Origin of the sequence: Sphingobacterium sp. N143 (genome assembly GCF_030325625.1) — a bacterium.
Taxonomy (GTDB): domain Bacteria; phylum Bacteroidota; class Bacteroidia; order Sphingobacteriales; family Sphingobacteriaceae; genus Sphingobacterium.
In genome coordinates this window covers 329874-346870 of sequence record NZ_JACAIS010000004.1, presented here as the reverse complement: position 1 = coordinate 346870, position 16997 = coordinate 329874, and the positions used below count along the sequence as shown (strand labels likewise).

Below are 16997 nucleotides of genomic sequence, written 5' to 3'. Positions count from 1 at the left end.
GCTTAGGCCTGTGCTAAGGTCAAACATTCTTTTCTTACAAAATCTTCCAGTAGGGCAACCGCCTTATCGTTACCACCTGCATTTAGAAAGGTCTTTTGTACCTCTTTGGCGGCATTTCGGTATTTGGGATTTTCCAATAACTCAAACACCGTGTCACGGAGGGCATCGATACGCATCCGTTTGTATCGGATACTCAAACCGCAGCCGGCCTGCTCAATCAGTTTAGCCGTATGGAAATGATCATAGGCGATCGGGGTGATCAGCATGGGCAAGCCATTTGTAAAGGTATCGTTCACCGTATTGAAACCACCATGGCAGATGACCATATCCATATGTGGCATCAGTTCGGATTGTGGGACAAAGCCACTCACAATAAAATTGGAAGGCCATTCTTCGAATATCTCTGGCGGAGTTGCAGCAATAATGGTAACGGGTTGATCGGCAAAAGCTTCGATCAGTTTGCCAAAAAATGCTTTTCGGATATCCACGAGCAAGGTGCCCAAAGATACAAATACCTTTGGTGTGGTGCTAGCAGCCAGACGTTCCCAGTCAAAAGGAGTATTATTTGGTCGGCCTTTGACGGGGCCGACAAATTTCATATGTGGCGGTACTTTTTCAAAACCTGCGAATTTTTGTGAGGTGAATATGAGGTTGAGCTGATGGGAATGTATAAAGATTCCCTCGTCATAAATTCCCACAGCCTTTTGAAGGTCTTTGATCAGATTTTGCTGCCACTCAAATATCTTAGGAGCACTCTTCTCCGTGTCGCCCATAACATCCGGTGGAACGGGAGTCGTTGTCACACAAGGGATCTGATGTTTATGTGCAAATAGTGCACCTCCAAAGGTGATGCAGTCGTTTACGATCACATCAGGCTGCCATTGGCCAAGAAGACGTTCCAATCCCGGCATCATCATTTTCGTGATGGGAACATAGGTTTCTTCCAGTGCGAGTTTCATGACTTCAGGTCCTGAACAGGAAGGACCATCATCCTGCCGTTTTAATAGCTGTTGGAGTTCCTCCTGAAAAGGTACCAGATCCGCTTCAGGATAGATATAACTTCCACCTGCAGGGATATGATGATCAGCTAATGGCGTTATGCCAAACCACCGGACTTCATGCCCACGGGCAAGGAGGCTTGCACCTACACTTAAGGTTGGGCTGATATGTCCAAAAAATGGTGGAACAACAAAGAGGAACTTCGCCGGTACATCCGCTCTTGAAGCGATAGGAGCGGCAGTTTGTTCTAAGAGGTCTGCAGCGGTTTTCGTGCCACCCGCATCGACAAAAGATTGACGTAAGGTATGTGCAGCTTCACGATAGGCTGGATTATTCAAGATGGTATGGACACTATCTTTTAAATGATGTGCTTTAAAGCGATTGAAATTCAGTCGTTCACCGGCACCGGTACGCACTACGCGACCCGCGACATGTGACTGATCGTAAGCGATCGGGATGACCACAAGTGGCAGACCCTGTGAAAGAGTTTCGGAAACGGTATTGTGGCCACCATGACATACAACAGCATCTAGATATGGTAACAGGTCCAATTGTGGAATTTGTGGATAAACCATGAAATTTTCAGGCCAGGCATCAAATAGCTGCGGATCTGAAACGACGACGACAGTGAGCTCCGCTCCAGCAAAAGCATCGATAACCTTTTGGAAAAATGCTTTCTTATGCTCATGGTCAAAGGTAGTACCAATACTGACCAGGATTTTTTTTCGATTGCTAGCATGCAATTTATCCCAGTCAAATACAGCCGATCCCCGACGTTCGGCCAGGACAGGTCCTGTGAACTGATAGTTTGAGCTGAGATCCATTTCGCCAAAAAAATAACGGGAGGTTAAGACTAGCGTAAGTAGATCTGAGCAGTCCAACGGCTTATCACCCACAACCCCAAGTTCCTGCTGTAAAGCAACGATCTGTTTTTCTTCCCACTCGTGTACTTTCGGAAGCTCGCTAACAATTTTGATCGCGGCAGGGGCTGTGACAGTGGTTGCATAGCGGAGCCCCAGTTTCTTTGCCGCAATCGCAGCAGCAAATAATTGATGGTCACCGATGACCAGGTCTGGTGTAAATGCCTCCAATAAGGGAAGGATACCTTTATAACAATGTCTATTTAAAGGGATAAGGACATCTTCATAAAGAAATTTGATGCTATCAATACCATAAACGATCTTTTTGGAGATAATATCGAGGTATTGTTCGCTTTCTTTTTTTTCTTCATCCGTCTGGTCATATTGAATGAGCAATAGTTTTCCGCCAGCCGGAAGTTTATCGGTTAAGTTTTTGTCCAGACTGATCCAGGCCACCTCATGTCCTCTTTCCAATAGTTCAGCACCAATGCTCAACGTCGGATTGACATGACCTGTCAGTGGCGGGACAACAAACACAAATTTAGCCATGGTTTTGTAATAAAGGGTTAGATAAAAAATCAACGATAGTTTCAGCTATCTGTGTAGGTTCTTGTATGGGGATATTGTGATCTCCCGGGATGAGTTCAAGTTGAGCGCCAGATATTTTTGTTTGCAGCCATTCCCCCGTTGGTTTACAGTTTGATGTATCTCCATACAACAGTAAGGTGGATAGCGGTAATGTTGCAGTATCCATTTCATGGAGGAAATATTTTTCCTTGATCATATCAGCTTTGATGCTCGTCTGGTTGAATAAAAACTTGTAAAGGCGATGATTTTTTTCAAATTGTCGCTTACCCATTTTCATCTTTGTGGTATCGGTAAAATTGGCGATATAATGCTCCAGAAATTCCTTACTATACTCATCGATGATGTTGCGTGCTTTCTCATCCTGTGGATCCGGAGCCTCCATAACGACAAGTCGTTCCACACGGGTTGGGATCTGCAATGCGGTTTTCAACGCGATTAGTCCGCCAAAACTGTATCCCAACAGATGAACCTTTTGAAGCTGTAGGTGATCCATTAAGGCAATCAGATCGGATGACATATTTTCAAGATCATAACCTTCCAATGTGCGCTCACTCATGCCATGACTTTTGAGATCATACATAACGACGTGGAAATGCTGAGCCAGAATAGGTGCAATATTAAAATAGTAAATAGAGAGATTGCTGAACATACCATGGATCAGTACCACGGTTTGTTCAGCACCTTTGTTCAGTTCCTGTATATGAACTTTCCTATTGTTGACCGTAATTATTGGCATTCGTGAATATAATTGATGATCATGCGGAGGTCAAGATTAATCAACTGGTCCAGGTCCATCGAAGATAACCAGCCGGTGAAATCAATCTGCTCACCAAAATGCGCTTTGATTTTCTCTGAAAAAGAAACAATTTCAATGCTGTCCATTTCAAGGTCCTTTGTGAAGGAGCTTTCTGGCCTGATATCCATCTCTTCTACAAATTCTTCGCCGATAACTTCCGTGATAAAGCCTTTTAATAAAGCGAATAATTCCTCATGATTTAATTTTAATGTGGTGTTTATAGTGTCCATCCGATAATATAATTTTGGTGTTTGATTGTTTTTATTTCTATTTGATTGATCCAAAGATGATCGCCTTGAATACGCTCCACTTCGTGTTTTTTAGGGTTGCCTTTTAAGCCTGTACCTAAAAATTTACCATAAGCTTCCTTCGCTACCCAAAAACGGGTTGTCCATTCCGCCTGTTCCCGGTCTTTGAGCAACTCCATTTCTGCATCGGTAAAAACCAGAGGGTAAAACCCAGAACTCCGTTCCGCAATGAGTTCGATATCAATGCCGACAGGCTTGTCCTGCCGGGCAATAGCCACGGCGTCCTTACCTTTATGGGCCAGTGAAACATGGATATCTTTTGTGATATCACCCAAAAGATATGGTTTGCCGACTTCATCGGAGCGGATCTCAAAGGTAATGGGATAAGCTGGATGGTTTTTCTCGCGGCTTAGTAACTGTCGTACAGCATCTTTTACGGCGACACGGCTTACCATCCAACTTTTTCGTCGGTTGGGCAGCAACTGTTGGTAGTGCTGTTTTTCCGTTTGGTTGAAATAGCGTTTCAGAATAAAGTCCCAAGAAGCAACCCGGGCGTAGGCTTGGTGAAAGAAGAAAACATCCGGTGCGATTTCCGTTGACATACGGTTGTGCAGTGGCGACATGGACACATTCCAAAGTGCTTCATCGATTTCCAGTCGTCTGTTTTGCCAGCCGCGGATCGCACACCATACTTTTCCATTTCGTTCGAGCATGATGTCGGCGATGGCGAACTCATCGTTGAGCTCAGTCAACATGCAAGTGCACTCAAACAAACCATCTTGATCATGCATGTTATCGAAAAACTCAATTTCTTTGATTTTAACCGGAAATGCAATGCGATCTTTGGTCAGCGTAAGTTGCAGCCATAAACCGAACAACTGTCCGGCATTATCCAATAACGAACCTTTACCACCATTACCCTTGATCTTGCCTGTGATCCCTTTTTTACCTACAGCCGTCACCGCCACAATACCCTGATAGGCTGTTCCATGGAACATATGCTTATCATAGATTTCTTCGGAAGTTCGAGTGATAGGTAGCCTCTCACCAATGGAAAGGTCAACTTGTGGGGGCGCAGGGTGTGCTGCAGACAGCACTACCTCTGCATTTGCAAAATTTTCGATATCCAGATAGGCCAGCTGTGGGCCACGCCATTCGCCCTTAACCATTTTTTCAAATGGTTTGGCCACGTTCATCCATTGAAATACACTTACGTGCATAATCTTATGGATCTTGGTTACGGGTTGTTCTGCCAGGGCGATTTCTGCGAGCAACTCAAAGATCATAGTCATCGGAATCACCGGTTCCATGTCTGCGACTTCGGACCATCCCTTTGGCTGTCGCAGCAGGCTATGGTCAATCAGGTAGGGATGACTGTCCAAATTGACCTGTAGCCTTTTTGTGAAATGTCTTTCTACCGGTTTTTCTAGAATAGGTGGGTCGGCAACAGCAACAGCTGCTGTAATACCAGCGGCAGTTCGGTTTTGAAAGAGTGTCAATACTTCTTCCTGCATCCGGATCATATCGGCGATATTCTCCTGAAATGCCTGTACCAATGGATGATTGCCCCTTACAGCTGTTCCGGCGGTCAGTTGTGGTTGAACGGTACCAAAAGACTTTGCTAAGCTCTTGACTGCATCAAAATTACGGACGATAGGCGAACCGAGCTGTAGCTTCATGCCTCTGCTTGTCGTCTTTTTTATATGGTTATGTACCGCCAGAAAATCCAGCGCTACCTTTTTTCCTTCCACAAACAGTGCTGCAACAACACGTTGTAACTGCGCAAGTGCTGAGCGAGTCGCTACACTGGAAGCCAGGGTGCTAAATTCTTTCCCTTTTAAGGTATCATCGATAAAGCCTATCAATCCTCCGGTGCCAACCTGGATAAAGAATCGGACCCCCTCTTCGTATAACTTTTCTGTCAGCTCACGAAAACGGACCGGTTCAACAAGGTGTTCGGCACTCAATTGACGGATGGCCTGTTGATCCGAAGGGTAGGGCTTTAATGTTGTTGCCGACCACAAAGGAATCTTGGTTGCCTGAAATTGTACTTTTTCCATGCCCGCCAAAATCAGGTCGAGTTTGTCGGCCACAAAAGGTGAGTGAAAACCTGACTGGAATGGCAGGATCTGATGGAAGATCTGTTTCGCTTTCAACTGAGGTACAAGTTCTTCTAAAGCGGTATTGCTGCCGCATAGAATGACCTGATGCGGACAGTTGTCGTTGGAAACATAAATATTGGGGATGTCGGTAATTAAAGGTGTAATTTCCTGAAGCCCTGATCCAATGGCAATAAATTTGGAATCCTTGAGTTCAAAAGTCTGCGGGTGAAGTACATCAATCAGATCCTTGACCGAACTTGCTTCCGCCAGTTCCGAAGAATAGCCCGCCAGCCATTCACCTAAGCTATGCCCGGCATTCATGTCCGGATATATCCCTAGTTTTTTTAGGGAATTGTCCAGAATGCTACAGGCATTGAAAATAGACAAGGCATCATTCAGCAGTCCTTCACCTTCGGTTTGTATAGGTGCTGATAATCCAAAATAGCGGCTGACCGAGTCAATCTCTCCCTTGGCTAAACCGTCTAAACCAGGGAAGACGAAAGCAACCTTGCCTCCCTCTTGTAATAATGGGACTGAGGTATACCAGATATCCTGCTTATTGCGCCAGGCTTTATCTTTCGAAACGATTTTGATAGCCTTTTCAATCCGTTCAGGGGTAGGGTCAAATAGGGCAAGACGATAATTGCCTTCACCCACCGTTGTATCGTTATTCTGCAAAGCAGAAAGCAAATCCGCATGTGTCGGTCGAGCAAGTAATAAGACTGGATCTTTTTTCGGCATATCATAGCCTGTCAAGACCACATGGGCGTTAATACCGCCAAAGCCAAAAGCATTTACTGCGGCCACCTTTGGGAGACCTGTCTTTGACCAGCTTTTTGCTTCCTGCACGGGAGCAAATCGCGTTGTCTGTATGTCGGCGGTCGGGTTTTCGCAATACAGCGTTGGTGGCAATGTATCATGGTATAGAGCCAGACAGGTTTTTATCAGCCCCGCGATTCCTGCCGCCGGCATGGCATGACCAATATTGGATTTGACCGAACCGATTCCAGCCACTGGAGTTGCCTCGTCTTTACCGAAAAATTGCGACAGCGTCTCCAGTTCAGTTTTATCTCCTAATGGTGTACCTGTACCGTGAGCTTCTAGGTAACCGATCTGTTTTTTATCCAGTTCAGCATTGATCCAGGCTTGTTGTAATGCTTTTAATTGTCCCTTCACCGATGGGCTCATCACACTTGTGCCATGGCCATCACTGCTCACCCCCACACCTTTGATGACCGCATAGATTTTATCCTGGTCACGCACAGCATCTTCGAGTCGCTTTAATACAATAAAACCACAGCCTTCACCAATGAGTAAGCCATCGGCATCCATGCTGAAAGGTTTGATTTGCTGTTTGCGCGACAGAGCTCCCAATTGCGCAAAAATGCTCCAAAAAGCAGCATTTTGTCCCGTATGCACTCCGCCTGCAATCATGATGTCACTACGGCCACGCTGCAATTCCTGTACGGCATGATCCACGGCGATCAGGGCGCTGGCACAAGCAGCATCTACAGTAAAGGCCACACCACCAAGATTGAAGCGGTTGGCCACAAGCGAAGCCACAAGATTAGGGATTAAGCCCATAGCCGTGTCAGCGGCAAAGCGCCCCTTTCGTTCCTGGAATGCTTGTTTTACCTTTTCAATATCAGCAGCTGGCACCTGCGGTAAAAGTTCCTGTAAAAGGGAGGAAATCTGTTCGCCAGTACGTACGATTTCTATGGCACGAGTAGCCCCCGGGCCAGTATAATTTCCTTTCCCGATCACAATTCCCGCTTTTTCCAGTGATACCTGTTTTTGAAATACGCCAGCATCTTCCAGTGCCTTCTGTACGAGATCAAGCGTTAACAGGTGATCGGGCTCGGTTCCCTCAACGGCGAGTGGTAAAATGCCAAATGCGGTTGGGTCAAACATATAGTCTTGGATAAACCCACCACGTTTGCAATAAAAGCGATCTACAGTCCCCGGACCATCACTAAAATGTACCGGGTCAATGCGTTCAGCCGGAGCGACCTCCGTCGAATCGACCTTATTGATGATATTTTGCCAGAACATATTGGCATCCTGTGCCCCCGGAAAGACACAAGATAAACCAACGATGGCAACATCTGTTTTCTTCATAATCAATGGATATGACGGTTTACCAATTGTTGCCTGACATAATTAACACTTGGCTTTCGGTACCATATCTGATCTCGTTAAGGAAAATTTCCTTCCCTTCGTCCAAAGGAATGAGTGAGATGCCCCGGCGTTCGTATTCTGTCTCCAGTGTCTGCGAAACCATCCCGGCACCTTTCCACGGCCCCCAGTTGATCGAAATAACCTTTCCTTTCAGTCGCTTATTCAATACTTTGGCATAATCATCCAATACGCTGTTTGCTGCCGCATAATCTGTCTGGCCCTTGTTGCCATAAACAGATGCTATACTGGAGAATAAAACGACGAATTGGCAATCCGAACGTAATTGTTCCGCCAATACACGTAAGGGTTTTACTTTGGTGTCAAAGACGCGTCCGAAAGAACTGGTTGTTTTCTGTTTGAATAGTTTATCTTCCAGCAGGCCGGCGCCATGGATTACACCATCGAGCTGTCCATATTGTTCATAAATCTGACGGAGCAGGGCCGTTAATGCAGCCTCATCACAGAGATCCAGAGATTCATAAACGACGGTGTTTCCTAAACGCTCCATATCACGGATAGTTCGTAGGATCTGATTGTTCTTATAGATACGGAGGGTCTCTTTCTCAATTTGTGCTGGTGCATGGAATAGTCCTGATTGAATAAGGTGCGCCCTGATCTGCTCTTTGGAGGTCATTGTTTCCAGTTCTTTTGGGATCGGGGTATCTTTCCTTGGATCTGCCGATCTGCCTACAAGGATGTAGGTACAAGGGTAGGAGGCTGACATATGTTTTACCAGCTCAGCGGTAATCCCCTGTCCGCCGCCAAATACAAGGACAACAGATTTTTCATCCAGTTGGATTTGCACTTCTTCGCTGCCTGTAGACAGTGGCGAAGGAATGATATCGACCGTATGCCGCTGATCATTTTTGTAGATAACCTCTACGGTTTTATCGGTTGTCAAGATCTCTTTTAGTGCAATTTCAGCAATTTGATCCGTTTCCTGGGGCGTGCTTAGGCTGATCAATCGACAGTTGGTCTGTTCAAACTCGCGGGCCAGACTTTTAAACAGGCCTGGGTAACCCTGATAGTGGCGCAAGGCATGTGTATCATTTGTTTTTTCCACATGTGCTGGGATATCCGAGATTAAATAAACCCATTTGGCCCGGTCCATATCCATCTTTTTGATCAGATCAACCTGGTCGATAATATTATGTTTGATCGTTGCTGAATAGCTATCTGTAATGATGAGCCCGTCGAAGACGGCAAGATCCTGTTCTGGATTGACCAATTCTGCGATGGCACCATGTTTTTCGAGCATGGTTTTGATGGCCAGTGTCTGTTGCCCATGATCTGGAGCAATGGCAAAACGTTTGCCTTGTAGAATTTCTGTATCTTGTGCTGAAGCTGCATCTGTTGGTGTCAGGTCAAAGCGCAGTCTGGACAAGAGGTTCTGTTCAGAAGCTGTATCGCTAACTTCACTGATCCAGGAAGCAAGACCATTCAGGGTTTTAATCGCGGCTAAGGTCTCCATCAGGTCATCCGCATGTTCAAGTTCCTCCCCAAAACCAATCTTGGTTTTTAATTCGGCAATGATTTCCATCCGTTTGATCGAGTCAATGCTCAAATCCGCTTCCAGATCTAAATCTAAGCCAAGCATCTCCTTTGGATAACCGGTTTTTTCACTGACGATATCCAGTATTGCCATCTGTAGTTCTGCAAGGGAGAGTGCAGACGGGTTTGCCGTTTCAGGGGACGATACCGATGTTTGATCATTTGTTGCCGACTCCGCTGTTGTTCCACTGAACTCGGTTAACCAGGAAACCAGCCCATTTAAGGTTTTTATGGCGGCCAATTGTTCCATGATCGTATCTTCATTGGTATGGTGGAATTTCAGTGTGCCAAGTTCCGTACGTAGGGTACCGATAATTTCGACCCGTTTGATTGAATCGATGCTGAGATCGGCCTCCAGATCCATTTCCATACCCAACATCTCATGTGGATAACCGGTCTTGTCGCTTACTACCTGTAACAATAGCGTTTTAATGTCTTTCGTTGGTGTTTGGACAGCTGTTGCGACAGTGGAATTTTCGCTGAGCGTGGGTTGAACGGTAATCGGGGTTGAACGATCTGCAGTCACATTTGGTGTAGGACTTGAATAGACTGACATAGGTGCTACTTGTGGGTTTTGCCCCAAAAAGGAAAGCATGACATCACGTTGCGCCTGGATCAGCATTTTCATGCTGTTTAAATATTCTTGCAGCATACGCTCAGCAGCAGGTTGTGCTTCCGTTGTTGCCGCTATAGGATTGTTAAGGTTACTCATTTTAATGGGGCTTATGATGGGCAATGCACCATTGACAGGTAGCGTTCCGGTCGTTGGATGTGCAGCCTGTCCGTTGACACGCCAGATCGTAGGGTTTTTCTTATATAAATTTGGTTGATCTAGCTGGATAGGTTGAGCCTGACGACCTTCAAAAAGTTTATCAATCGAGAAATTGCGGCCAGTTCCCAAATATTGTGCGAGCATACAGAGTAGGTGCGTCAATTTGTTGCGGTTGCTGTCTTCTACGTACAGGGTGATCTGATCCTGCTCCAGACAGGATTTGGTCAGGCCGGTCAGTACTTTGCCAGGACCTACTTCAATAAATATCCGTGCGCCATCCGCATACATGGCCTGAAGTTCTTCCACAAAGCGGACGGGTTGAATCAAATGATCCGTCAGTCTTGCTTTTATTTCGGAAGCTGAAGTAGGATATAAGCTTGTTGTGGTGTTTGACCAAACTGGTAGTCGCATTTCTTGGAATGGAACATCCTTTAACACATTTGCGTAAAGTTCCTTTGACTTAGCGACTAAAGGGCTATGGAAAGCACAGGCCACTTCCAGCTTTTTAGCGGAGACTCGTTCTTGTTTTAACAGTTCCATAAGTTTCCCGATAGCTGCTGTGCTGCCGGCGACAACACATTGTGTTGGTGCATTGTAGTTTACGGGATAAACGCCTTCCACACGGTCGAGGAGTGTCTTCAGCCGTTCGGTATCTGCATTAACAGCAATCATGGTACCCGGGTCGCCATTTTCTACCGCATCCAGGATGGATTCGGCACGTTTGATGCTCAGTTTGACCAATTGTTCTTCGTCAAATACACCAGCGAAACATAAAGCTGGTAGTTCACCATAGCTGTGCCCCGCCAGCATATCCGGAACGATACCGAGTGACTGGAGGAATTTGGCCAAGGCCAGATCAACGATACCCAAAAGCGGTTGTGCCAGACGCGTATCTTTAATGGTTTCTTTTTGTTGTTTTAAAGAGTCAGCATCAAACGTAGTTGAAGGAAAAAGCACTTTTTCCAATTCAGGATACTGTGAGATAAGCTTTCGCATTTCAGGGAATACCACAAAGAGGTCACGCGCCATATTGATGCGTTGACTACCCTGTCCCGGAAATAAAAACGCTGTTTTACCTTCACGTTTATTGACAATAAAAGTGTCTTTGCTTTCAATACCGGATAACACCAGTTCGATTTTCATCATCAGGTCTTCCGCTGTATCGGCAACGATGCTGAGCTGGATCATTTTTTCAGATGCAACAGCTAAGCTGTAGGCGATATCTTTTAGCGGGAGACTATCGTTGATATCTAAAAGTGCTTTTACCTGACCCAGTTGCCCTTTTGCTTCGTCATAGCTGTCGCCACGGAACACAAACAGTTCCGAAGGCCAGGCTTGCAAGGTGATAGCGTTATCTTCCTGCGGATGATTCGCAATAACAGCATGGAAATTTGTACCGCCAAAACCAAAGGCGCTGATGCCTGCATAACGTATTTTTTCGTCCCATAAACCAGTTTCAGCATGGAAAGCGAAAGGACTTGTTCGTGCATTATAATAGGCATTCGGATGTTGGAGGTGAAGTGTTGGTGGTTTTACACCATGAAATACTGCCAGGGAAGCTTTGATCAGACCTGCCAATCCTGCCGCACATTTGGTGTGGCCGATCTGGGTTTTGACCGAACCTAAATGCGTTTGTGCTGGTAAGGCACCTGAGCGGCTGAACAAATTGGTCAGCGCACTTAGCTCTGTTTTATCACCGACCACTGTTCCCGTGCCATGTGCTTCAACCAGTCCAACAGCTGCTGCACTGATGCCCGCTTGGTTATAGGCGCGTTCCAGTGCGCGTACCTGTCCGATTTTTCGGGGAGCAGTAAGGCCCAGTGCTTTACCATCACTGGAGCCACCCACCCCTTTGATGACGGAGTAGATGCGGTCGCCATCGCGTATAGCATCTTCATAGCGTTTGAGCACCAATATGGCGACCCCCTCGCCAAGAGCAATACCGTCAGCATCATTGTCAAATGTGGCACATCGCCCTTTCCGCGAGAGCGCATGTGTGCTGGAGAACATCAGATAATCGTTAATGCCATTATGCAGATCTGCTCCACCGGCAAGCACCATATCCGATTTACCCAAAATAAGTTCCTGGCAAGCAAGGTCAATCGCTGCGAGCGATGAGGCACAGGCAGCATCCACCGTGAAATTTCTGCCGCCAAGATCCAGTCTGTTTGTAATCCGACCAGCGATAACATTGGCCAAAATACCGGGGAAGGAATCTTCTGTGGTATGAGGCAATGCCTCTTTCACTTCCTCATGAAGTTCACCAAAGACCTGTTTATAGTACCCTCTAAAGCTATAGCTGTTGGCAAGATCATTGCCCCCTTCCGCACCGATGATCACGGAAATATTTTCGCGGTTGATTTGTTTTTCGCCATAACCGGCGTCTTCCATCGCACGCTTGGCGACCAGTAACGTCAGCAATTGTGTTGGTTCAATCGCTGCGAGTGACTGTGGTGGAATCCCGAAAGCCAAGGGATCGAAATCAATTTTCGGAATAAAGCCGCCCCATTTGGAATGGGAGACATCCGGACCATCCGCGTTGGGTTTGTAGTATAGTTCTTTATTCCAGCGTTCGTCCGGAACTTCCGTAACACTGTCTTTCCCAAGAATAATATTGCGCCAATATTCTTCCAGATTTTTGGCTCCTGGAAATATACAGTCCATCCCGACAATAGCAACATCCAAGGGCTTTTCGCTGGATATAGGCTCTTCAGGTAGTAGCGCCTTCTGAATATATAGCTGATTGTCGATGCCTACGTGTTGATGGAGAGAATCTAGGGAGATTACCTGATCATGCATGGTTGCGATCTGACCGATCATATACATACCCAGATCCAGTTGTTCACTTTTGGGAATATTGACTAATATATCGCCTTGGCGTTCTACGCCTTTGGCTGCGATACGCAAGCGACCGACATTTAATTTTTCCAGTTTTTCCCAGACTTCCTTCTTATCGATACCAGCAGCCAATAATTTGGATTTTTCCAGGTTGAAATGTTGTGCAAAGGCAGTATTTAAGCAACGGGTTTCATGTCCTGGTGCTGTCTCCAGCAGGATCGTATCTTTGGCCTGCATAGCCTGTCTTTGAAACTCTTCCTGAATTGCACCGGTGCTGACTGCTTCCTGTGTATAGAGATAGGCAGTTCCCATCAATACACCGACTTTTACGCCGCGGGCAGCTAAAGGAGCCACCATAATGGAAACAAACGCTGTTGAGAAAGCATTATGAATGCCACCGGCAAAGAAAACACTGATCTGTTCTGGGTGATCCTCTCTTAAGATGCGTTCGATCTGTTTTTCCCAGAGCACAGTGCTTGAAAGAGGACCTACGTGGCCACCACATTCGCGGCCTTCGAAAATGAAATTTTTTGCACCTTCCTTAAGAAACATATCCAGCAATGCTGGAGAAGGTACGTGTAGAAATGTCGTTATGCCTGCTTTTTCGAAGACCTTGGCCTGTGCAGGGCGGCCACCGGCAATCAGGACAACGGGCGGTTTAGCTTCCAGAATATACGATGTCTGTTTTTCGCGCAGTTCCTGTGGCGCAAAGCCCAGGATACCTACGCCCCAGGTTTTATCTCCGGCAAGCTGTTTGGTTTCCATAACCAGGGCTTTGGCCTGTTCACCTCGTAGGAGGGATAGCGCGACAAAAGGAAGCGCGCCGGCTTCCGCTACAGCATTGGCAAAGGCCGGAACATCGCTGACCCGGGTCATGGGGCCCTGCGCGATCGGATAACGTAGGCCCAATTGTTTTGCCAATTCGTTGTCACGGTCAATCGGCTGTAAGGCTTTTGCCTGTTTCAAATGCCCATACATAGCTTCCTTGAATCCGAAAACAAGTTTTTTTAGTGTCCTGAAATCTTCGTAGAGATCAATGGCCAAAGAGATATCTTGCCCCATCGGGATATAACTCATAGCAGGATTTAGGTCATTAAAATACGTTCGGAGTTCAGCTGTATCAACCTGATCCGATAAGGCTGGCGAGTTTGGACGAACCAGGACACGGTGGTTGGCGATGATTTTAGTCTCAGTTCCATTTAGTTTTCCACAGAGTGTTTTGAAGTCCTGGGGAACTGAGCTTTCCGGAAACAGCGCAAGTTGGCTGTCCAATACGATCCCTGTGGCACCAAGGGCTTTTGCAGCGGCAGCGGTATGCAGCCCTATACCACCCTGTACCCAAACGGGTATCGACTGGATTGCTTTAATAATCCGCTGGAAGAGCACAAATGTGGATTCGTATCCAACCTGTCCCCCGGCTTCATTCCCTTTTATGATAATTCCTGCTGCTCCTTGTTGCTCTGCCTGCAGGGCCTGTTCCAGGCTACAAACCTGATAAACAAGAGTCAAGTGCGGCGCTTCGGGGGTGGGGCTTCCAAAAGGAAGAATGACGACACTTACTTGTTTGGGCACTGGAACAGATAGTAGTTTCTCATTGGGAATATAGATGCCATAAGAAGGTATATTGATCTGATCAAATAGATGCTGTACTTCTTGGGGACCGCTTATATTGTACCCCAAACTTAATACGGGAAATGCCCCTGCCTGGTGAAGTTTAGGCATCAGGTTAATATCTGGCTTTTCAAAAGGCGTTAATCCAATAATGGTTAAATTTTTCATGCATTGATGATCTTGAAATAATAGCTGGAGATTCTACAATAAAAACCAAAACCTTAGTGGTATTGGAAGGATAATGTTATGCTGGAATAAAAGTAATTAATTTTTGTTATATTTTTAACAATTAAGGTAATTTGATAATAATTTTTTAACAAAAAAATCTTAAATAAGTCTGTATTATTAACCAGAAAGCTACAAATTTATTTCTTATTAAGATTTAATGACTTGATTGGAAGATTGTTGAATTATATGGCTTCTATTTATTTCTTTTTTAGTACTAAATGGATAAATTTATCTCAAAAAGCTGATTTAGTTGTGTATTATAGAAATGAAATACTTCAAGTGGCTATCCTATGAGCAAGAAGTAAGCGATTCTATGAGGTGATTTTTATCTTTTGGTTTGATGTTTGGTGAAAAGTTATTATATAACTGTATAATTATATAATTTAATCTGAAGTATTCGTAAGAATACCAATGGATTGTTTTTTTATTTTGCATTTGTGTTTGCAGGAGACAAAGAAGAAACGTATATTTGTGCCACAGAAAATAAAGGTGATACCTTTTCGGGGTGTAGCGTAGCCCGGTATCGCGCCACATTTGGGATGTGGAGGTCGTAGGTTCGAATCCTGCCACCCCGACTTGACGGGACAAAGTAGAAATATCTAACTTTGTCCCGTTTTTATTTTGCCTTAATCCTTTGTTAATCAAGTTGATACATTCTATAAATTCATTCCTTCTGGCGGTTCGAACTTTGTTTTCTTTAAATACCACTTTTTCTGGATAAATTGAACCAATATCCTCCCTTATTGAGTCGCAGACCCAAGTTAGATAATCGCAGAAACGGGGGTAGCATTAATTTCCATCTATGAAACCAAGTATGGAAGTGATAAACTCCTTGTTTTTTTCACAATATAGTATGTGCCCCCCGTTAATTTTCCTGACATTTCCGTTAGTAAAATGGAACAAGGAAAAGTGATTTTTACCTATGGAATGATCTTTCTCCCCAGCGATGATCAAAACAGGCAAACTGACCTCTTGGGTCATAGGCGTATAATCCCGCCAGTAATCATTTATTGTAAAGACATGTTTGGCAAAATCATAATCACTGGGATTCTGGGTGTCAATTTCCTCAACACGGTCAACATTGATTTTATTATCAGAAAGCATTTTATAGGCCAGTCCTTTCTGGGTCAGTGCTTTCTTGGCCTTCATAAATGTGGAGATCAAGGAAGCGGAAGTACTATCGGGCGCAGCATAATTCGTTTGCAAAAGATGGTTTATATAGTTGATCTGACCTTCGATGGAATAACGCATGCTGAGCGTTGAATTCACTAATATCAGCCCCTCTACCCGGTCAGGGTGACTTAATGCATAATTTAGAGCCAGAATGCCCCCAAAAGAATGTGCCATCAGATACACTTTTGTAGCACCATAGTGCTCGCGTATTAAATCGATATCTTTAACCATCCTTGTCAGGGAGTAGTCACCTTCTGCAGCTTTCTGTGAACGGCCGCATCCCCGCTGGTCATAGTACACCATCGAAAGATTCTTCTCCAGATTGTCGCCAACAAGTCCCTCAAAGGATTTACTCCAAGCTCCCGGCCCGCCGTGAATAAAAATACATATTGGTCCCGTACCGGATTTTTTAACAAATAACTTTGTGCCGTCATCAGTCGTTACATAGTCATGGTTCGTCGACTGACCATGAGCTGTTATACCCGTGCGGAAGAGCATTACTACAATTGAAAGCACTGCGATACCTGCACAGAAGAGCATTAATACAATTGAAAGTCTTGTTTTGTCCATAAAATGCTTCTTTACTTTTAATATTCGCCTTTTATTACGAAAAACGTACCCCGAATGGTGCCTGCCAATTTGGATTTTTGTCTGGCGAACTTAAACTTGGATAGTTCATTTGGAACTTCCATTCCTTCGGATAGCTTGAAACCAACAGCTCTTTTCTTGGGGTTATCGAGCGGATATAATACATTAATCCCAAGACCGCTTTCGTAAAACACAAACACCCATTTAATGTTTTCAACGTTCATGATTGCCGTCTCCAGTGGTTTAGCCTCAATCTCTATATTTCGTTCTTCTTTTAAAATCTTATGCACCCAGTCAATGGTATCTTGACTTTCAGAGGCGGGTTCAGTCATAAATTCAGCCTTGTACTTATTCATGAAATAACGCGCTTCATTTGCCCGCAAACCGGCGAGTGCTTCTGCCACGGGAGATGATTCTAACCCCAACACGGTGACATTCTTAAAATCTATTTTATGAGCCATGTTT

6 protein-coding genes, 1 tRNA gene and 3 pseudogenes are annotated in these 16997 nt (G+C 45.1%); 1 reads left to right on the top strand and 9 read right to left on the bottom strand.

Annotated elements, in window-relative coordinates; all coding sequences use genetic code 11:
- Positions 1-2 precede the first annotated feature (2 nt).
- The 7 genes and pseudogenes from HX021_RS10480 to HX021_RS21785 form a co-directional block, all read right to left on the bottom strand.
- Positions 3-2408, bottom strand: coding sequence for a glycosyltransferase (locus HX021_RS10480; RefSeq protein ID WP_286590208.1), 2406 nt, complete (start codon positions 2406-2408; stop codon positions 3-5).
- Positions 2401-3183, bottom strand: coding sequence for an alpha/beta fold hydrolase (locus tag HX021_RS10475; RefSeq protein ID WP_286590200.1), 783 nt, complete (start codon positions 3181-3183; stop codon positions 2401-2403). Before HX021_RS10475 ends, HX021_RS10480 begins: the two co-directional genes overlap by 8 nt.
- Positions 3174-3473 (bottom strand): acyl carrier protein, encoded by a 300-nt coding sequence (locus tag HX021_RS10470; RefSeq protein ID WP_286590199.1) that lies wholly within the window; start codon positions 3471-3473, stop codon positions 3174-3176. Before HX021_RS10470 ends, HX021_RS10475 begins: the two co-directional genes overlap by 10 nt.
- A complete protein-coding gene (locus HX021_RS10465) occupies positions 3461-7711 on the bottom strand; it encodes a type I polyketide synthase (RefSeq protein ID WP_286590196.1) in 4251 nt (1416 codons plus the stop codon). Before HX021_RS10465 ends, HX021_RS10470 begins: the two co-directional genes overlap by 13 nt.
- A gap of 19 nt (positions 7712-7730) precedes the next feature.
- Positions 7731-8537: pseudogene (locus tag HX021_RS21795) on the bottom strand (SDR family NAD(P)-dependent oxidoreductase); the annotation flags it as partial.
- Positions 8538-9301: 764 nt separating this feature from the next.
- Positions 9302-9401, bottom strand: a pseudogene (locus HX021_RS21790) (hypothetical protein); the annotation flags it as partial.
- Positions 9402-10310: 909 nt separating this feature from the next.
- Positions 10311-14654: pseudogene (locus HX021_RS21785) on the bottom strand (beta-ketoacyl synthase N-terminal-like domain-containing protein); the annotation flags it as partial.
- Between the two features lie 618 nt (positions 14655-15272).
- Between HX021_RS21785 and HX021_RS10455 the strand changes: the two are divergent.
- A tRNA-Pro gene (locus tag HX021_RS10455) sits at positions 15273-15346 on the top strand.
- Between the two features lie 214 nt (positions 15347-15560).
- Here HX021_RS10455 and HX021_RS10450 read toward each other — a convergent pair.
- Entirely contained in the window at positions 15561-16514 is a 954-nt protein-coding gene (locus tag HX021_RS10450; protein WP_286590192.1) for an alpha/beta fold hydrolase, read from the bottom strand.
- 17 nt (positions 16515-16531) lie between these two features.
- Positions 16532-16993 carry a DUF8821 family protein gene (locus tag HX021_RS10445; protein ID WP_286590191.1) on the bottom strand — a complete coding sequence of 154 codons (462 nt, stop codon included), beginning with the start codon at positions 16991-16993 and terminating at the stop codon, positions 16532-16534.
- Positions 16994-16997 lie beyond the last annotated feature (4 nt).

Excerpts from the sequence above, each read along its gene's own strand:
- HX021_RS10480 (WP_286590208.1), bottom strand. The coding sequence starts at position 2,408 with ATGGCTAAATTTGTGTTTGTTGTCCCGCCACTGACAGGTCATGTCAAT.
- HX021_RS10475 (WP_286590200.1), bottom strand. The coding sequence starts at position 3,183 with ATGCCAATAATTACGGTCAACAATAGGAAAGTTCATATACAGGAACTG.
- HX021_RS10470 (WP_286590199.1), bottom strand. The coding sequence starts at position 3,473 with ATGGACACTATAAACACCACATTAAAATTAAATCATGAGGAATTATTC.
- HX021_RS10465 (WP_286590196.1), bottom strand. The coding sequence starts at position 7,711 with ATGAAGAAAACAGATGTTGCCATCGTTGGTTTATCTTGTGTCTTTCCG.
- HX021_RS10450 (WP_286590192.1), bottom strand. The coding sequence starts at position 16,514 with ATGGACAAAACAAGACTTTCAATTGTATTAATGCTCTTCTGTGCAGGT.
- HX021_RS10445 (WP_286590191.1), bottom strand. The coding sequence starts at position 16,993 with ATGGCTCATAAAATAGATTTTAAGAATGTCACCGTGTTGGGGTTAGAA.